The sequence below is a fragment of the Streptomyces sp. NPDC107517 genome, assembly GCF_055582645.1.
This window is the reverse complement of the sequence record NZ_JBVJPM010000002.1, coordinates 558,664-577,094: the sequence shown is the minus strand read 5'-3', so window position 1 is coordinate 577,094 and position 18,431 is coordinate 558,664. Positions and strand designations below refer to the sequence as shown.

14 protein-coding genes are annotated in these 18,431 nt (G+C 71.0%); 8 read left to right on the top strand and 6 right to left on the bottom strand.

All coding sequences use genetic code 11. From position 1 onward, the window contains the following. Positions 1 to 33 precede the first annotated feature (33 nt). Genes ACZ67T_RS06350 through ACZ67T_RS06340 form a run of 3 tightly spaced genes read left to right on the top strand, consistent with a single transcriptional unit; the run spans position 34 to position 3,055 of the window. A complete protein-coding gene (locus ACZ67T_RS06350) occupies positions 34 to 936 on the top strand; it encodes an enoyl-CoA hydratase (RefSeq protein ID WP_469981858.1) in 903 nt (300 codons plus the stop codon). Continuing rightward, positions 936 to 2,078 carry an acyl-CoA dehydrogenase family protein gene (locus ACZ67T_RS06345; RefSeq protein ID WP_469981857.1) on the top strand — a complete coding sequence of 381 codons (1,143 nt, stop codon included), beginning with the start codon at positions 936 to 938 and terminating at the stop codon, positions 2,076 to 2,078. Before ACZ67T_RS06350 ends, ACZ67T_RS06345 begins: the two co-directional genes overlap by 1 nt. Next, positions 2,078 to 3,055, top strand: a complete 978-nt coding sequence (locus tag ACZ67T_RS06340; RefSeq protein WP_469981855.1) for an acyl-CoA dehydrogenase family protein — start codon at positions 2,078 to 2,080, stop codon at positions 3,053 to 3,055. Before ACZ67T_RS06345 ends, ACZ67T_RS06340 begins: the two co-directional genes overlap by 1 nt. A 555-nt stretch (positions 3,056 to 3,610) precedes the next feature. Here ACZ67T_RS06340 and ACZ67T_RS06335 read toward each other — a convergent pair. From ACZ67T_RS06335 to ACZ67T_RS06325, 3 genes are read right to left on the bottom strand one after another with little or no spacing between them, the layout of a single operon-like run. Continuing rightward, entirely contained in the window at positions 3,611 to 4,177 is a 567-nt protein-coding gene (locus ACZ67T_RS06335; protein ID WP_469981853.1) for a HutD/Ves family protein, read from the bottom strand. 43 nt (positions 4,178 to 4,220) lie between these two features. Further along, a complete protein-coding gene (locus tag ACZ67T_RS06330; RefSeq protein WP_469981851.1) occupies positions 4,221 to 5,261 on the bottom strand; it encodes an acyl-CoA dehydrogenase family protein in 1,041 nt (346 codons plus the stop codon). Beyond that, complete coding sequence (locus tag ACZ67T_RS06325; protein WP_469981849.1) at positions 5,258 to 6,841, bottom strand: FadD3 family acyl-CoA ligase; 1,584 nt, start codon at positions 6,839 to 6,841, stop codon at positions 5,258 to 5,260. The genes ACZ67T_RS06330 and ACZ67T_RS06325 overlap by 4 nt, the downstream gene beginning before the upstream one ends. A 109-nt stretch (positions 6,842 to 6,950) precedes the next feature. Between ACZ67T_RS06325 and ACZ67T_RS06320 the strand changes: the two genes are divergently transcribed. Continuing rightward, a complete protein-coding gene (locus ACZ67T_RS06320) occupies positions 6,951 to 7,502 on the top strand; it encodes a flavin reductase family protein (protein WP_469981847.1) in 552 nt (183 codons plus the stop codon). On the opposite strand, the gene ACZ67T_RS06315 is transcribed toward ACZ67T_RS06320, so the two are convergent. Then, entirely contained in the window at positions 7,427 to 8,032 is a 606-nt protein-coding gene (locus tag ACZ67T_RS06315; protein ID WP_100592279.1) for a PadR family transcriptional regulator, read from the bottom strand. The two genes, ACZ67T_RS06320 and ACZ67T_RS06315, sit on opposite strands and share 76 nt — an antisense overlap. A gap of 88 nt (positions 8,033 to 8,120) precedes the next feature. On the opposite strand from ACZ67T_RS06315, the gene ACZ67T_RS06310 reads away from it, so the two are divergent. The 4 genes from ACZ67T_RS06310 to ACZ67T_RS06295 all read left to right on the top strand — a co-directional run bounded on the left by ACZ67T_RS06310 (position 8,121) and on the right by ACZ67T_RS06295 (position 11,905). Further along, positions 8,121 to 9,245 (top strand): LLM class flavin-dependent oxidoreductase, encoded by a 1,125-nt coding sequence (locus ACZ67T_RS06310; protein ID WP_469981845.1) that lies wholly within the window; start codon positions 8,121 to 8,123, stop codon positions 9,243 to 9,245. Then, positions 9,242 to 9,970 (top strand): glucose 1-dehydrogenase, encoded by a 729-nt coding sequence (locus tag ACZ67T_RS06305; protein ID WP_469981843.1) that lies wholly within the window; start codon positions 9,242 to 9,244, stop codon positions 9,968 to 9,970. The genes ACZ67T_RS06310 and ACZ67T_RS06305 overlap by 4 nt, the downstream gene beginning before the upstream one ends. Next, positions 9,967 to 10,917 carry an alpha/beta hydrolase gene (locus ACZ67T_RS06300; RefSeq protein ID WP_469981841.1) on the top strand — a complete coding sequence of 317 codons (951 nt, stop codon included), beginning with the start codon at positions 9,967 to 9,969 and terminating at the stop codon, positions 10,915 to 10,917. The genes ACZ67T_RS06305 and ACZ67T_RS06300 overlap by 4 nt, the downstream gene beginning before the upstream one ends. A gap of 73 nt (positions 10,918 to 10,990) precedes the next feature. After that, on the top strand, positions 10,991 to 11,905 hold the full coding sequence (locus tag ACZ67T_RS06295) for a rhomboid family intramembrane serine protease (protein ID WP_469981839.1): 915 nt from the start codon (positions 10,991 to 10,993) through the stop codon (positions 11,903 to 11,905). 313 nt (positions 11,906 to 12,218) lie between these two features. On the opposite strand, the gene ACZ67T_RS06290 is transcribed toward ACZ67T_RS06295, so the two are convergent. Next, positions 12,219 to 13,679, bottom strand: a complete 1,461-nt coding sequence (locus ACZ67T_RS06290; protein WP_469981837.1) for a glutamate synthase subunit beta — start codon at positions 13,677 to 13,679, stop codon at positions 12,219 to 12,221. Then, positions 13,672 to 18,267, bottom strand: a complete 4,596-nt coding sequence (gene gltB / locus ACZ67T_RS06285) for a glutamate synthase large subunit (RefSeq protein ID WP_469981835.1) — start codon at positions 18,265 to 18,267, stop codon at positions 13,672 to 13,674. The genes ACZ67T_RS06290 and gltB overlap by 8 nt, the downstream gene beginning before the upstream one ends. Between the last annotated feature and the right edge of the window lie 164 nt (positions 18,268 to 18,431).

Below are 18,431 nucleotides of genomic sequence, written 5' to 3'. Positions count from 1 at the left end.
CTACCAAACACTTGTTAGGGAAGGATGTTTCCGATGCCCGCAGCCCACGACAGTCCTGAACCCGCCCCGCACGAGGGTCCCGAGCCCGTCCCGCCCACGGGTCCTGAGCCGGTTCTGTACGAGCGCCGCGGACCGGTCGCGTACGTGACGATGAACCGTCCGCGGTACCGCAACGCGCAGAACTCGGCGATGACCTACGCCCTGGACGCCGCCTTCTACCGCGCGGCCGACGACCCCAACGTCAAGGTCGTGGTGCTCGCCGGCGCGGGTGACCACTTCTCCGCGGGGCACGACATCGGCACCCCGGAGCGGGACGCGCACCTGCCCTTCGAGCGGCGGGCCGGGCTCTGGTGGGACCACTCCGACAAGCAGGGCGCCGAATCGCGGTTCGCCCGCGAGTCGGAGGTGTACCTCGGCATGTGCCGGCGCTGGCGCGAACTGCCGAAGCCGGTGATCGCCTCGGTCCACGGGGCCTGCGTGGCGGGCGGGTTGATGCTCGCGTGGGTCTGCGACCTGATCGTGGCCTCCGACGACGCGTTCTTCGCCGATCCCGTCGTGCGCATGGGGATCCCCGGCGTCGAATACTTCGCGCACCCCTGGGTGATGCCGCCTCGCGTCGCCAAGGAGTTCCTGTTCACCGGCGACCGGATGAGCGCCCGCCGGGCCTACGAGGTGGGGATGGTCAACCGCGTCGTGAGGCGCGGCGAACTGGCCGGGGCGACGGACGAGTTGGCGCTGCGCGTCGCCGAGATGCCACGGCTCGGGCTCGCCCTCACCAAGCGGGCGGTGAACCAGGCCGAGGACCTGCAGGGCCTGCACGCCGGCATGGACTCCGTGTTCGGCCTGCACCACCTCGCCCACGCGCACAACGCGGAGACCGCGAAGGACTCCCTCGGCGGCATGGACGTACGCGCGATGAAGGAGGCGAACGCCTGATGGACCTCGACTTCACGCCCACCGAGGACGCGTTCCGGGCCGAGGCCCGTGAGTGGCTCGCCGGGCACGTTCCGGGCGAGCCACTGCCTTCGCTCGAGACCGAGGAAGGGTTCGCCGCACATCGCGCGTGGGAGGCGCAGCTGCACGCCGGGCGCTGGTCGGTGGTGTCCTGGCCCGAGGAGTACGGGGGGCGGGGCGCCGACATCTTCTCGTGGCTGCTCTTCGAGGAGGAGTACTACGCCGCGGGCGCCCCTGGGCGTGTCTCGCAGAACGGCATCAACCTGCTCGCGCCGACCCTCTTCGACCACGGCACACCTGAGCAGCGCGCCCGGGTACTGCCCTCCATGGCGAGCGGCGAGACGATCTGGGCGCAGGCCTGGTCCGAGCCGGAGGCCGGGTCCGACCTGGCGTCCCTCAAGTCCAGGGCCGTGCGCACGGAGGGGGGCTGGCTGCTGTCCGGGCAGAAGACCTGGTCGTCGCGGGCCGCCTTCGCCGACCGGGCCTTCGGGATCTTCCGTACGGATCCTGACGCGCCCAAGCCCCATCAGGGGCTGACCTACCTGATGTTCGACCTGCGGGCGCCCGGGGTGACCGTGCGGCCCATCGGGCGGCTCGACGGGAAGCCGGCGTTCGCCGAGCTGTTCCTCGACCGGGTCTTCGTACCCGACGAGGACGTCATCGGCGAGCCGGGCAACGGGTGGCGTATCGCCATGTCGACCACGGGGAACGAGCGGGGGCTCACGCTCCGGTCACCCGGGCGCTTCCTCGCTGCCGCCGATCGGCTCGTACGGCTGTGGAGGGAGCGGGGGGAGGATGCCGGGACGCGCGATCGCGTTGCCGATGCCCTGATCGGGGCGCGGGCGTATCAGTTGTTCACGTACGCCAATGCATCGCGGTTCGCCGCCGGTCAGACGATCGGGGCCGAGTCCAGTCTGAACAAGGTGTTCTGGTCGGAGTACGACATCGCTCTGCATGAGACCGCGCTCGATCTTCTCGGCCCGGAGGGGGAGTTGGCCGATGAGAGCGGGTGGGGCGAGGGGTACGTCTTCTCGCTCGCCGGGCCCATCTATGCGGGCACCAATGAGATCCAGCGCGACATCATCGCCGAGCGGCTGCTCGGCCTGCCGAAGGGACGGCGCTGATGAGGTTCCTCCTCGACACGGAGCAGGCCGAGTTCGGGCGCACGCTCGATCGGTTGCTGGGCGCGGCGGACACGCCTGGCGTGATCCGGGCCTGGTCGTCCGGCGATCACGGGCCCGGGCGGGCTTTGTGGGAGCGGCTGGGCGGGACGGGGGTCTTTGCACTCGGCGTTCCGGAGGCCTGTGACGGGGCCGGGTTCCTGCCCGTAGAACTGGCCGTCTCGTACGTGGAGTTGGGGCGGCACGGGATGCCCGGGCCCGTGGTGGAAACCGCCGCTGCTGCTCGGCTGCTGGACTGCCTGCCCGATGTCGGCAAGGAGTGGCTTCCCGGGATTGCCTCCGGGGATGTGATGGTGTCCTTCGGTGTGGACTCGTCGTACGTCCTTGATGCCGATGCCGCCGACGCCGTCTTCGTCGTCAGCGCCGACGAGCTGCGGCTCGCCTCCGGCGGTCACGGGCTCCTGTTGCCGTCCGCCGATCCTGCGCGCCGGCTCTACGCCCCGGCTGTGGAGGGTGGGACGTTGCTCGCGCGGGGGCCGGACGTGCGGGAGGCTGCCGCGCGGGCCATCGATCTTGCCGCGTTTCTCACCGCCGCGCAGTCGCTCGGCGTGGGGCTCTCTCTGCTGCACCGGACCGTCGAATACGTCACGCAGCGCACCCAGTTCGGCGTCCCCATCGGCTCCTTCCAGGCCGTGAAGCACCGGCTCGCGGACGCGCTCACGGGGCTGGAGTTCGCGCGGCCGCTGGTGTTCGGGGCGGCGCTCTCGATGGCGCCAGGGGACATCGCGGCGGCGAAGGTCGCTGCGGGTGAGGCTTCTTACGCGGCGGCGCGGGCTGCGCTTCAGCTCCATGGGGCGATCGGGTACACGCAGGAGCTGGACCTGTCACTGTGGCTGCGCAAGGCCCGGCCGCTGCGGGACGCTTGGGGGACGCCTGCGGCTTGCCGGGCTCGGGTGCTGGCGGAGGGGGTCGGCGGCTGACTGCGCCCTGAGGGTCTGTTCGGTTCCGGTTCGGTTCCGGTTCGGTGCGCCTCGCGGCCTCGGTCGTGGGGGCACTCGCCGTTCAGCGTGCGGGGCTGCGGGGCCGCGTCTGCTGTGTCTCACCGTCCGGGGGTGCGGCACCGCGTCTGCTGCGTCTCACCGTTCGCGGGTGCGGGCCGCGCCGGGATGTACGTGCTCGCTGTTCTATGGGTTCTGGGCATCGGAACGTGGGCCCCAGCGCTCCCGCACGTGGCTCCGCGCGCGCATTCCGCCGCGTCCCCTCCCGTCGGGGGCGGCTGCCGGCCGGTGGGACTTTCCTCTCGGCTGCGGTCGGCTCGTTCGCCGCCGACGGGAGGCGCTCAGGGATGGTGACCACCGCGTGTGCGTGCTCGCCGTTCTGCGGGGTCCGGGCGCCGGAGCGTTGCCTTCCGAGCGCTTCCTGGGGTGGCTCCGCGCGCGCATTCCGCCGCGTCCCCTTCCGTCGGGGGCGGCTGACGGCCGGTGGGGTTTCCCTCTCGGCTGCGGTCGGCTCGTACGCCGCCGAGGGTGGGGCGCTCAGTGGAACGTGACCACGGCGGTGCGTCCCCTGGCGTGCAGGGCCGCCCTACCCGTGGTGGAGTCCATCAGCGCCGCGTCGTAGTGGCCGAGCGTGACGTCGGCGATGTCGGCGCCCTGTTCGTCGAGGGCTACCACCAGGGCCTTGCCGGTAAGGGTGAGGCGGCCTTGGACCACGGCCACCGATGGGGGCGAGCCCGCTCCCCTGCGCCACATGACGTTGAAGTTCACCACCGGGCCGTCGATGAGGTGGCAGTCGGTCGGCACGTCTCCGCGGAAGTCCTGTGGCACGTAGCGCTCGTCCACGGTGGTGTGTTCGCCACCGAGCGTCAGTTCCATGCCCGCGCCCTCGACCATCGTCAGGGTCCGGTCGACGTCGGGGAACGACGAGAACGGGCCGTCGCCCTCGACGTCCGCGAGGCTCACCCGCCACACGAAGTCGTCCGTCCCCGCGTCCGGTGGCGACGCAGCGATGTTGCGGGTGACCCCGCCACCGTTCTTCCAGGGCGCAGCGGTCCGTTCCGCCGCGGGCAGCAGCCGTACGCCGTTGTCAGTGATCCCGGGCATTGGGCGGCTCCGATGGTGCTGTCGTGTGGCGGGAGTGCCGAGGCTACGCCACTGGGGTCAGGCCCAGCCTGCAGGCGAGCCGTTGGCGGTGTGTTGACGGGGTGCCGAACAGGTGGCGGCCCGAGTGGGCCCGCTTCAGGTGGCGGTGGGCCTCGTGTTCCCAGGTGATGCCTATGCCTCCGTGGAGCTGGATCATCTCGCCGGCGATGTGCGTGTACGCCTGGGAGCAGGCGGCTCTTGCCGCTGCCGCCAGGTCGGGTGCGGCGTCGGCGTGCGCGGCTGCCAGTGCCAGTGAGCGTGCCGCCTCCAGTTGGACGTACAGGTCGGCTATCCGGTGTTTGACCGCCTGGAACGAGCCGATGGGCCGCCCGAACTGCACTCGGTCCTTGGCGTACTGGACGGTGTCCTCGAGTGCCCGGGCTGCGGCGCCCGTCTGTTCGGCTGCCAGCGCTGTGCAGGCGAGGTCCCGCACTCGGGACAGGATGCGTTCTCCGTCGGTGGCCAGGAGCTTGGCGTCGGGGGTCGCGTCGAACGTGATGCGAGCTCGGGGGCGCGTCTGGTCCATGGTCGGGAGGGGCGTGAACTCGGCTTGTGCGGTGGGGACCTGGTAGAGGGCGAGTCCGTCGTCTCCTCGGGCCAGGACCAGCAGGGCGTCCGGGCGCCCTGGACCCGTCAGGACGTGCTCCTTCACTCCGGTGAGCCGGCCCGCTCGGACCCGGGCGTTCATCGCGTCCGGCTCCCAGCTTCCGTTTTCCGCCCAGGCCAGCGCCCCCACCGCGGTGCCGTCGGCGAGCCCGGGAAGCAGCTCTGCGCAGGCCTGCGCGTCGCCGGACGCGAGCAGCGCCTGTGTGGCCAGGACGGTGGAGGCCAGGTACGGGACCGGGCTGAGGGTGCGGCCCAGTTCCTCCATGACCACGTACGTCTCCACCGTGCCGCCGTCGCACCCCCCGTACTCCTCCGGCACCCCGAGGCCCGCCGCGCCGACCGCCTCGGTGAGCGGGCCCCACGCGGCCGCGCCCTCGTGCCGGGTCAGCACCGCCCGTACGGCCGAGCGCAGTTCGTCCTGTTCGCTGGTGAAATTCATCCCCGGTCTCCTCTTGCCTTGCTGCGCAGCGCGCCTTTCAGGAGCTTGCCGCCCGCGTTGCGCGGGAGCTCGCGGACGGTCACGAAGCGGCGTGGGACCTTGAAGTTCGCCAGGCGCTCGCGCGTCCACGCGGTGAGCTGCTCCGCGTCCACGGGTCCGGACACGACGATGAAGGCGACGCCCACCTCGCCGAGCCGTTCGTCCGGGGCGCCCACTACGGCGGCGTCGACTATCAGTTCGTGGCCGAGCAGGGTGTTCTCCACCTCGGCCGGGTAGGCGTTGAAGCCGCCCACCACGTACATGTCCTTGAGCCGGTCCGTGATGGTGAGGAAGCCACGGTCGTCGAGCTTGCCGATGTCGCCCGTGCGGAGCCAGCCGTCTTGGGGGACTGCCTCCCGGGTTGCTGTTGCGTCGTCCAGGTAGCCGCGCATCACGTGGTAGCCGCGCACCTGCACCTCGCCCGGTTCGCCCGCGGGCAGTTCGTCGCCCAGCGGTGAGGCGATCCGGATCTCGGTGCCGGGCAGCGCGCGGCCCACCGTGTGCGCGACCGTCCACGCGTCGGCGTCCGTGGGGCAGACGGAGACGACGCCGCCCGACTCGGTGAGTCCGTACGCCGTGAACACGTCGGGGGCGCCGAGTTCGGTGCGGATGAGTTCTACCAGTTCCGTCGGGACGGCCGCGGCGCCCGTTCCCGCGAGCCGTAGCGCTGCGAGGTCGGTCTCATGCCGGCGGGGGTGGTGGATCAGGCCGTGGAAGACCGTGGGCGGGCCCATCAGGCAGGAGACGCGTTCGGTGGCGATGCGCTCCAGGACACGGTCCGTGTCGTAGACCTCCTCCGGCAGCATCGTGACGCCGCGCAGCAGGCAGGCGATGATGCCCGCCTTGTAGCCGAACGTGTGGAAGAACGGGTTCACCAGGAGGTAACGGTCTCCGGTGCGCAGCGTGACCTGGCGCGACCACTCCTCGTAGAGGCGGACGGTCTGTCCGTGCGTGGTCATCACGCCCTTGGGGCGGCCGGTGGTGCCGGAGGTGTAGAGGATGTCGCTGAGGTCGTCGGGGCCCACGGTGGCGGCGCGGGCCAGGCGTTCGGTGTCCGTGACACCTTCGCCCGCCTTCAGGTACGCGTCCCAGGCGATGGCGTCGTCGTGCGCCTCGCCGCGGAGGACGACCATGGAGCGCAGGGCGCCCAGGTCTTCTCCGCCCGCCGTCAAGGTGCGGACGTAGTCGGTGCCGAGGAAGCCGCGTTCCGTGTAAAGGATCTCGGCGCCGCTGCGGCGGATGATGTCGGCTGCCTCGGCCGCCTTGTAGCGCGTGTTGACCGGGACGAGGACCGCCCCGGCGCCGACCGCGCCGAGTGCGGCGAGGATCCACTGGCGGCTGTTGGCGGCCCAGATCGCGACGCGGGTGCCGGGGCGTATGCCGTGTGCGACGGCGGCGCGCGAGGCCGCGGCGATCTCGTCGCGCAGCCGGCTGAAGGTCCAGCGGACCTCGCCGTCGGCGAGTGCCTCCCGGTCGCCGTACGCGGCGGCGGCGTACTCGGGGAGCTGGGCGAGCGTACGCGGTGGGGTGGTGCTGGTCACGAACCCTCCCTGTGATCAGGGGTACTTGACGTGCGAGCGTGGCCGGTATCCAATCACAGGTGTTTCGGTTAGGCATATACCTAGTAGGCACATTCCTTGGAGGCCTCGCATGCCGATCCCCACCCACCCCGCCACCTCGGCCGAGGACCTGAAGTCCGCCCTCGCCGGTTTCTGTACGGGCGTCGCGGTCATCACCGCACTCGACGGAGACGGCCGGCCCACGGGCATGGCCGTGCAGTCGTTCTCGTCGGTCTCGCTCGACCCGCCCCTGGTCTGCTTCTGTCCGGCGCACACCTCGACGACCTGGCCACGGATCAGGGCGGCGGGCCGGTTCGCCGTCAACGTCCTCGCCGAGGACCAGCGCGAGCTGTGCCGGCGCTTCGCGGTCACGGGCGGCGACAAGTTCGCGGGCACACCCTGGCGGCCGGGCGGCAACGGCGCGCCCCTGCTCGACGGAGCGCTCGCCACGATCGAGTGCGAACTCACCGACGTGCTCGACGGCGGCGACCACGCCATCGCGCTCGGCCGGGTCACCTCACTGACCACGCACCGCGACGCGGGGCCACTGCTCTACTTCCGGCGCACCTACGGGCGCTTGCCGCGCTCCAGCTCCTCGATGTCCGCCAGCATGGCGTCGGCGAGGTCGCGTTCGGAGGCGTAGTACCGCTCGGCCCACTTGAGCGTGAGCGCCGGGTAGCTCCACGCCTCGCTGGCCTTCGCGCCCTCCACGTCCTCCTCCGCGCGCAGCCGCATCGTCTCCGCGAACTCCCGGTGCCGAGCGAGCACTTCACGCATCTGCTCGGCTTCGAGCAGATGCCCGAGCCAGAGCCGCAGCATGGGCCCGTGCTTGAGGACGGGCGGGTCCACGGGCGCCTCGCGCGCCCAGGTCCGCACCGCCTCCATGCCCTCGTCGGTGATCCGGTAGACCCGCTTGTCGCGGGTTCCCGTCTCCTGCGCGACCATCCGCGAGGTCGCGTAACCGGCCTTCTCCAGGCGCTTGAGCTCGCTGTAGATCTGACTGAACGACGGGCTCCAGTAGAAGAAACGCAGGGACCAGTCCGACCACTTCTTCAGGTCGTAGCCGGAGAGCTCCTCACCGAAGGAGAGCAGTCCGAGCACCGCCCAGCTGGTCGCCGGGAGTGCGGGGCGCTCCGCGCCCGCCGTGTCGTCTACCGCCTTCTTCTTCACCACGCACGCAGTCTACGTAGCCCCTTCCCCCGGCCCGTGTATGCCTGCTAGAAGTATTCCTATTAGAAACACATCACTCGGGAGGATCCCCGTGAAGTTCTCCATGATCTTCGAGGCTCAGCTCGCCGACCCGACGCCAGAGAACGAGCGCCAGGTCCTCAAGGACTGCGTCGAACAGGCCGTGTTCGCCGAGGAGATGGGCTTCGACCGCATCTGGGCGGTCGAGCACCACTCCCTCACCCAGTACGCGCACATGAGCGCGTCCGAGATCTTCCTGACCTGGGTCGCGGCCAGGACGTCCCGGATCCGCATCGGGCACGGCGTCGTCACGATGCCTTTCGGCTACCAGCACCCCGTCCGCGTCGCCGAGCGGGCCGCGATGCTCGACTCGCTGACCGGCGGCCGCGTCGACATCGGCGCCGGGCGCGGCGCGACCAAGCAGGAGATGCGGATGTACGGGGTCCGCCCCGAGGACACGTATCCGCAGATGGAGGAGGCCCTGCGGATCTTCTCCTCGGCGTGGCGCGAGGAGCAGTTCGAGTGGCACGGCTCGATCGACATCGGGCCCGGCGCGATCCTGCCCCGCCCGGTGCAGACCCCGCACCCGCCGCTCTTCATGGCCTGCTCCAAGCACGACACGCTCAAGCTCGCGGCCGAACTCGGCATCGGGGCCCTGGTGATGGGCTTCGCCGGCGCCGACGACGTCCGCACGATGCGCAAGGTCTACGACGAGGCCATCGCGACCCGCACCGGCGAGCGCTTCGTGTCCACCGAGGTCAACGACCACCTCTCGGCGCTCTGCCCGACGATCGTCCTCGACGACGCGGACCTCGCCCTGCGCCTCGGCACGCGCGGCCAGCGCTTCTTCGCCGAGTCGATCGCGCACTGGTACGGGAACGCCCCCGCGCCCACCTCCTACGCGGAGGATGAGGACCACGTGGCGGCGATGGCCAAGGACCGGGAGGAGCTCGTCGCCAAGCTGCACGAGGCGAACATCCCGGCCCGCCCGGTCGACACCGGCACCTACAACGCGGAGCACGCCTACGGCTCCGCGGACACCGCGATCTCGTACGTCGAGCAGCTGCGCGAGATCGGCGTGGACGAGGTGATGTGCCTGATCCAGATGGGCACGGTCCCGCAGGAAGCGTGCATGGAGACCATCCGCCAGTGGGGCGAGAAGGTCATCCCGCACTTCCGGGCACTGGAGGAGAAGTGACGGTCTCACTGGACGGCAAGGTCGTCGTCATCACGGGCGCGGGGCGCGGGCAGGGCGCGGCGGAAGCCGCTCTCGCCGCGGCGGCCGGCGCGCGGGTCGTGGTCACGGACGTGCGGGAGAAGGAGGGCGCCGAGGTCGCCAAGTCGCTCGGCGACCAGGGGCTGTTCGTGCGGCACGACGTGTCGGACCCGGACAGCTGGGGCGAGGTCGTCGGTGCCGCGCTCGGCGCCTTCGGGCGGATCGACGCGCTGGTCAACAACGCGGCGCTGTGGCGCACCGCGCCGGTGGAGCGGGAGACGCTGGAGAACTTCGAGCAACTGATCCGCGTCAATCTCCTCGGCCCGTTCCTCGGCATCCAGGCCGTGGTGCCCGCGATGAGGGAGGCGGGCGGCGGATCGGTCGTCAACGTCTCGTCGACCGCGGGTCTCGTCGGCATACCCGGGCACGCGGCGTACGGCTCCACGAAGTTCGGCCTGCGCGGCCTGACCCGGTCGTCGGCACTCGATCTGGCGGGGTACGGGATACGCGTCAACTCCGTGCACCCGGGCGCCATCGACACCCCGATGATCGCCGGAGTCTCGGGCAAGGACTGGTCGCATCTGCCGCTGGGCCGGATGGGCCGCCCCGAGGAGGTCGGTGAGCTGGTCCTGTTCCTGGCGTCGGACGCGTCCTCGTACATCACCGGCACGGAGTTCACGGTGGACGGGGGGTCGACGGCCGGATGACGACGCACGATCCGCTCACCCCGCCGGCGCGCACCCTGTGCGACGCCATGTCGGCCGCGTTCCCCGACCCGGCCGACGGCCCCCTCGACGCGGACACCCTGCGGGCCGCCGCGCGGGCGGGGCTCGGGAAGCCGTCCGTGCCGATGCGGTCGGTCACCGAGCGCCTTGTGCCGGCGCAGGACCTCGACGCACCCGTGCCCGTACGGATCTACGAGCCCGAGGCCGACGGCCCGCGCCCGCTCGTGGTGTTCCTGCACGGCGGCGGGTGGGTGCTCTGCGACCTCGACACGCACGACGGACTCTGCCGTCGACTCGCCGCACTGGCCGGTGCGTCGGTGGTTTCCGTCGACTATCGATGCGCGCCCGAGCACCCGTTCCCCGCCGCCTCCCACGACGCGTACGCCGTCGCGCGGTGGGCCGCCGCGCACGCGCGGGAGCTGGGGTGCGACCCGGACCGGCTGTTCGTCGCCGGGGACTCCAGCGGCGGGAACCTGGCCGCCGCCGTCGCGCAACGGGCCCAGGGCGATCCCGAGGGGCCGGCGGTCGCCGGCCAACTGCTGCTGTACCCGGTGCTCGACCACCGGCTCGGCGGCGAGTCCCCGGTGGCGTTCGAGCGGGGGTTCTTCCACACGACGGCCCATATGCGCTGGTACTGGGAGCAGTACCTCGGGGCCGGGGGCGATCCCGTCGCCGCGTCCCCCGGGCTCGCGCCCGACCTCGACGGTCTGCCGCCCGCCCTCGTGCTCCTCGCGGACTGCGACCCGCTGCGTGACGAGGGGCTCGCGTACGCGCGGCGGCTCGCGCGGGCGGGAGTGCGGGCGGAGGTGGCGCTGTATCCCGGGGTGTTCCACGGGTTCCTGGGCGCGGCCGGGTTCCTGCCCGAGGCGGACGCGGCGCTCGCGTGGGCCGCCGCCTGGCTGACCCGCACCCCGGGCACCGCGGCCTGACGGCGTTCGCTATTTTGTTCGGCGCCGTCCCCACCGGCTCTGTCCCCCTCCCCGAACCACAGAGGAGCCGGCCGTGGAAGCCGAGTCCCAGCCCGCCACGACCCCCGCGGTCACCACCTGTTACCGCCACCCCAAGGTGGAGACCTACGTCGGCTGCACCCGCTGCGAGCGGCCGATCTGCCCCGACTGCATGCGGTCGGCGGCCGTCGGCCACCACTGCCCCGACTGCGTGAAGGAGGGCGTCCGCTCGGTCCGCCAGGCCCGCACGGTCTTCGGCGGACGGGTCTCGGCCGTCCCGCTCGTCACGTACGTCCTGATGGGCCTGAACATCGTGGCCTACCTCGCCGAGCTGCTGCGCCCGGCCGTAGTGGACCGGTTCGGGATGCTGGGCGCCGGGCTCGTCGGTCCTGACGGCGGGCATTACGTGTACCAGGACGGGTTCCCGGCCGGCTTCCACGCGGAGGGGGTGGTGGCGGGCGAGTGGTACCGGATGATCACCGGCGCCTTCCTCCACATGCCGGCCACCGAGGGCGTCTTCGGGATCCTGCACATCCTGTTCAACATGTACACGCTGTGGAACCTCGGCCGTGTCGTCGAGACGCAGCTGGGCCGCGTGCGCTACCTCGCCGTCTATTTCCTGTCCGCGTTCGGCAGCTCCGTGCTCGTCTACCTGATCGCCCCGGGCACCCTCACGGTCGGCGCGTCGGGCGCGATCTTCGGGCTCGGCGCCGCGTACTACGTGATGGCGCGGCGTCTGGGCGCGGACATGAGCGGCGTCAACCGGTTCATGGCGTACTTCCTGCTGTGGATGCTGATCTCGGCCGGATTCGCCTCCTGGCAGGGCCACTTGGGCGGCCTGCTCACAGGCGGCGCGGCCACCCTCGCCCTCGCGTACGCGCCCCGCGCCCGCCGCACCCTGGTGCAGGGCTCGGCGTGCGCGGCGCTGCTCGTGCTCCTTGTGGCGCTGACGCTCCTCAAGCAGCCGTAGCAGGACGGGCGGCCGCAACTCCTACGAGCCCTTCCCCGCCTGTTCCTGGAACACCGGGAGTTCGAGGATCCGCCCCTCCCGACCCACGTCTCCCCCGGCCACGCGCGCCTGACCGTCGCCGTGTGCCCCCAGGATCTCTGACCCACCCGCTCGGCTCGTCACGCGGTGAGCGACCGCGCCACGAAAGAGAGCCGACGCGCCACGGCGCCCGCCCAGTCGTCCGGTCGGGGACAGTGGGGCGGGCGCCGTGTTCAGTTCCGCACGCCTTTGTACGGGACGTCTTGTGAGGGCCGTCAGGCCGCCGTCGCGTCGGTCAGACGGTCAGGGAGCGGTCCGTCGGGCGGATCGGGGCCGGCAGTTCGCTGGCACCGGTCAGGAAGCGGTCGACCCCGCGGGCGGCCGAGCGGCCCTCCGCGATGGCCCACACGATGAGCGACTGGCCGCGGCCCGCGTCACCGGCGACGAAGACGCCGGGGACGTTGGTCTGGAACTCGTCGTCGCGCGCCACGTTGCCGCGCGCGTCGAGCTCCAGGGCGAACTGGGAGACGAGGCCGTTGTCCTGGTCCGTGCCCGTGAAGCCCATCGCGAGCGTGACCAGCTGGGCGGGGATCTTGCGCTCCGTGCCCGGCTTCTGCGTCAGCTTGCCGTCGATGAACTCCACCTCGACGAGGTGCAGGTACTGGACGTTGCCGTCCTCGTCGCCCTCGAAGTGGGTGGTCGAGACGGAGTAGACCCGCTCGCCGCCCTCCTCGTGCGCGGACGTCACCTTGTAGAGCATGGGGAACGTCGGCCAGGGCTGGCCCGCGTTCCGGTCCTCGCCGGGCCGCGGCATGATCTCCAGCTGCGTGACCGAGGCCGCGCCCTGCCGGTGGGCGGTGCCCACGCAGTCCGCGCCGGTGTCGCCGCCGCCGATGACGACGACGTGCTTGCCCTCGGCGGAGACGGGCGTGGTGACGTAGTCGCCCTCCTGGACCTTGTTGGCCAGGGGCAGGTACTCCATCGCCTGGTAGACGCCCTTGAGCTCACGCCCCGGGACCGGCAGGTCGCGTGCGGTCGTGGCACCGGCGGCGATGACCACGGCGTCGTAGCGCTTGCGCAGCTTCGCGGCGTCTATGTCGCGGCCGATCTCCACGCCCGTACGGAACTTGGTGCCCTCCGCGCGCATCTGCTCGATGCGGCGGTTGATGTGGCGCTTCTCCATCTTGAACTCGGGGATGCCGTAGCGGAGCAGGCCGCCGATGCGGTCGGCTCGCTCGTAGACGGCGACCGTGTGACCGGCCCGCGTCAGCTGCTGGGCGGCGGCGAGGCCCGCCGGGCCCGAGCCGATGACGGCGACGGTCTTGCCGGAGAGGCGCTCCGGGGCCTGGGGCGCGACGTCGCCGCGGTCCCACGCCTGGTCGATGATCGAGACCTCGACGTTCTTGATGGTGACGGCCGGCTGGTTGATGCCGAGCACGCACGCCGACTCACAGGGCGCCGGGCAGAGGCGGCCGGTGAACTCCGGGAAGTTGTTGGTGGCGTGCAGCCGCTCCTGCGCCGCCGACCAGTCCTCGCGGTACGCGTAGTCGTTCCACTCGGGGATCAGGTTCCCGAGCGGGCAGCCGTTGTGGCAGAACGGGATGCCGCAGTCCATGCAGCGGCCGGCCTGCTTGCTGATGATGGGGAGCAGGGAGCCGGGAACGTAGACCTCGTTCCAGTCCCGCACGCGCTCGCCGACCGGACGGGTCTTGGCGACCTCGCGGCCATGGTTGAGAAAGCCCTTGGGATCAGCCATTGGTCGCCGCCTCCATCATCTTCTCGGTGGTCTCGGACTCGGAGAGTCCGGCTCGCTCGGCGGCGTCCTTGGCGGCGAGCACTGCCTTGTACGTGCTGGGGATGATCTTGCTGAAGCGGTCCACCGCCGCCGGCCACTCCGCGAGGAGCTTCTCGGCGACCGTCGAGCCGGTCTCCTCCGCGTGGCGGCGCACGACGTCGTGCAGCCACTGCTTGTCGGTGTCGTCGAGGGGCCCGACGGCCGACAGGTTCCCGGAGTTGACGTTGTCGCGGTCCAGGTCGATGACGTACGCGATGCCGCCGGACATGCCGGCCGCGAAGTTGCGCCCGGTCTCACCGAGGACGACCGCGCGACCGCCGGTCATGTACTCGCAGCCGTGGTCGCCCACGCCTTCCGAGACGACCGTCGCACCCGAGTTGCGGACACAGAAGCGCTCGCCGGTGCGGCCGCGCAGGAACAGCTCGCCGCCCGTCGCGCCGTACGCGATCGTGTTGCCCGCGATCGTGGAGTACTCGGCGAGGTGGTCGGCGCCGCGGTCCGGGCGGACCACGATGCGGCCGCCGGACAGGCCCTTGCCGACGTAGTCGTTGGCGTCGCCCTCCAGGCGCAGGGTCACACCGCGCGGCACGAACGCGCCGAACGACTGGCCCGCGGAGCCGGTGAAGGTGATGTCGATGGTGTCGTCGGGCAGACCCGCGCCACCGAACCTCTTCGTCACCTCGTGGCCGAGCATGGTGCCGACCGTGCGGTTGATGTTGCGGATCGCGACCTGGGCGCGGACCGGCTGGGCGTCGGCCTGGGCGTTCGCGTCGAGCGCGTCGGCGGCCAGCTTGATCAGCTCGTTGTCCAGGGCCTTCTCCAGGCCGTGGTCCTGAGTGATCACCTGGTGGCGCACGGCGCCCTCGGGCAGCTCGGGGACGTAGAAGAGGGGCTCGAGGTCGAGGCCCTGCGCCTTCCAGTGGTCCACGGCCCGCTCGGTGTCGAGGAGTTCGGCGTGGCCGACGGCCTCCTCGATGGTGCGGAAGCCGAGCTCGGCGAGCAGCTCACGGACCTCTTCGGCGATGAACTCGAAGAAGTTCACGACGAATTCGGCCTTGCCGGAGAACCGCTCGCGCAGAACGGGGTTCTGCGTGGCGATGCCGACCGGGCAGGTGTCCAGGTGGCAGACGCGCATCATGACGCAGCCGGAGACGACGAGCGGCGCGGTCGCGAAACCGAACTCCTCGGCGCCGAGCAGCGCGGCGATGACGACGTCGCGGCCGGTCTTCAGCTGGCCGTCGGTCTGGACGACGATGCGGTCGCGCAGGCCGTTGAGCAGCAGGGTCTGCTGGGTCTCGGCGAGACCGAGCTCCCAGGGACCGCCCGCGTGCTTCAGCGAGGTCAGCGGCGAGGCGCCCGTACCGCCGTCGTGGCCGGAGATGAGCACCACGTCGGCGTGGGCCTTGGAGACACCCGCGGCGACCGTGCCGACGCCGACCTCGGAGACCAGCTTCACGTGAATCCGCGCCTGCGGGTTCGCGTTCTTCAGGTCGTGGATCAGCTGGGCCAGGTCCTCGATGGAGTAGATGTCGTGGTGCGGCGGCGGCGAGATGAGCCCGACGCCCGGCGTCGAGTGACGCGTCTTGGCGACCCACGGGTAGACCTTGTGGCCGGGCAGCTGGCCGCCCTCGCCGGGCTTGGCGCCCTGCGCCATCTTGATCTGGATGTCGTCCGCGTTGACCAGGTACTCGCTCGTGACACCGAAGCGGCCGGAGGCGACCTGCTTGATGCTGGAGCGGCGCGCCGGGTCGTACAGCCGGTCCGCGTCCTCGCCGCCCTCACCGGTGTTGGACTTGGCGCCCAGCTGGTTCATGGCGATGGCGAGGGTCTCGTGCGCCTCCTTGGAGATGGAGCCGTACGACATGGCGCCGGTCGAGAACCGCTTGACGATCTCACTGGCCGGCTCGACCTCGTCGATGGAGATCGCTTCGCGGTCGCTGTTGAAGCCGAAGAGGCCGCGCAGCGTCATCAGACGCTCCGACTGCTCGTTCACGCGGCCGGTGTACTGCTTGAAGATGTCGTAGCGGCGGTTGCGCGTGGCGTGCTGGAGGCGGAAGACCGTCTCCGGGTCGAACAGGTGCGGCTCGCCCTCGCGGCGCCACTGGTACTCGCCGCCGATGTCGAGGGCGCGGTGCGCGGGCGCGATGCCGCTCGCCGGGTACGCCTTCGCGTGGCGGGCGGCGACCTCCTTGGCGATGACGTCGAGACCGGCGCCGCCGATCTTGGTGGCCGTGCCGTTGAAGTACTTCTCGACGAAGGCCTCGTCGAGGCCGACGGCCTCGAAGACCTGGGCGCCGCGGTAGGAGGCGACGGTCGAGATGCCCATCTTGGACATGACCTTGAGGACGCCCTTGCCGAGCGCGTAGATCAGGTTGCGGATGGCCTGCTCGGCCTCGACACCGGGCAGGAACGTGCCGGCGCGGACCAGGTCCTCGACGGACTCCATCGCCAGGTACGGGTTGACGGCCGCGGCGCCGAAGCCGATGAGGAGGGCCACGTGGTGGACCTCGCGCACATCGCCCGCCTCGACGAGCAGTCCCACCTCGGTGCGCTGCTTCGTGCGGATGAGGTGGTGGTGGACGGCCGCGGTGAGCAGGAGCGACGGGATCGGCGCATGCTCGGCGTCGGAGTGCCGGTCGGAGAGCACGATCAGGCGGGCGCCGGCCTCTATGGCGGCGTCGGCCTCGGCGCAGATCTCCTCGATGCGGGCGGCGAGCGCGTCGCCGCCGCCGGAGACCCGGTACAGGCCGGACAGGGTCGCGGCCTTCATGCCGGGCATGTCGCCGTCGGCGTTGATGTGGATGAGCTTGGCCAGCTCGTCGTTGTCGATCACCGGGAAGGGCAGGGTGACCGAACGGCAGGAGGCCGCACTCGGCTCGAGCAGGTTGCCCTGCGGGCCGAGGGTGGAGCGCAGCGAGGTGACGAGCTCCTCGCGGATGGCGTCCAGCGGCGGGTTCGTGACCTGCGCGAACAGCTGGGTGAAGTAGTCGAAGATCAGCCGCGGGCGGGCGGAGAGCGCCGCGATCGGCGAGTCCGTGCCCATGGAGCCGAGCGGCTCACCGCCGGTCTTGGCCATCGGCGTGAGGATGACGCGCAGCTCTTCCTCGGTGTAGCCGAAGGTCTGCTGGCGGCGGGTGACCGAGGCGTGGGTGTGGACGATGTGCTCGCGCTCGGGGAGGTCCTCGAGCTCGATCTCACCGGCCTCCAGCCACTCGGCGTACGGCTGCTCGGCGGCCAGGCCGGCCTTGATCTCGTCGTCCTCGATGATGCGGTGCTCGACGGTGTCGACGAGGAACATCTTGCCGGGCTGGAGGCGGCCCTTGCGGACGACCTTCGCGGGGTCGATGTCGAGGACGCCGACCTCGGAGCCGAGGACGACGAGGCCCTCGTCGGTGACCCAGTAGCGGCCGGGGCGCAGACCGTTGCGGTCGAGAACGGCACCCACCTGCGTACCGTCGGTGAAGGTCACGCACGCCGGGCCGTCCCAGGGCTCCATCATCGCGGAGTGGAACTGGTAGAAGGCGCGGCGGTCGGCCGCCATGGAGGCGTGGTTCTCCCAGGCCTCCGGGATCATCATCAGGACGCTGTGCGGCAGGGAGCGGCCGCCGAGGTGCAGCAGTTCGAGCACCTCGTCGAAGGAGGCCGAGTCCGAGGCGTCGGGCGTGCAGACGGGGAAGATCCGCGACAGGTCCTCGGCGCCGAACAGGTCGGAGGCGAGCTGCGACTCGCGCGCCTTCATCCAGTTCCGGTTGCCCTTGACCGTGTTGATCTCACCGTTGTGCGCGACGAAGCGGTACGGGTGCGCGAGCGGCCAGCTCGGGAAGGTGTTCGTGGAGAACCGCGAGTGGACGAGAGCGATCGCAGATGCGAATCGGCGGTCCGACAGGTCGGGGAAGAAGGGCTCCAGCTGGCCGGTGGTCAGCATGCCCTTGTAGACGATGGTGCGGGCGGAGAGCGACGGGAAGTACACGCCGGCCTCGCGCTCGGCGCGCTTGCGCAGGACGAAGGCCTTGCGGTCGAGCGCGATGTCCTTCGCGGTGCCGTCGGCGTCCGAGACGAAGACCTGGCGGAAGGCCGGCATCGTCGAGCGGGCGGTGGCGCCGAGGAGCTGCGGGGCCACCGGCACCTCGCGCCAGCCGAGGACGGTGAGGCCCTCCTCGGCGGCGATCGTCTCGAGCTGTGAGACGGCGGCGGCGTTGTCGGCCTCGTCGACGGGCAGGAAGGCGATGCCGACCGCGTACGCGCCGGCGTCGGGCAGATCGAAGGAGACCGCGGCACGCAGGAAGGCGTCCGGGACCTGGGAGAGGATGCCCGCTCCGTCACCCGAGTCGGGCTCGGAACCGGTGGCACCTCGGTGCTCCAGGTTGCGCAGAACCGTGAGCGCCTGTTCGACCAGCGCATGGCTCGCCTCGCCGGTGAGGGTGGCCACGAAGCCGACGCCACAGGCGTCGTGCTCGTTGCGGGGGTCGTACATGCCCTGGGCGGCAGGGCGAGCATCCATGAACGGCTGGTTCATGGAGTGCTGGGACGGCTGGCGCGGCGTGCGCATCGGCTCTCCCGTCGTCGATTTTCGTGGCATATGACATCTACCGAGGGACGACGTTGGCCCTCTGCTGGGGGTGCAAATTTCGAACAAGTTACATGATGTATCGGTTCTCGGGAACCGGACACTGCGTTCCATCATGCGGACACCGTGGTGGCGGTGGCGGTGCC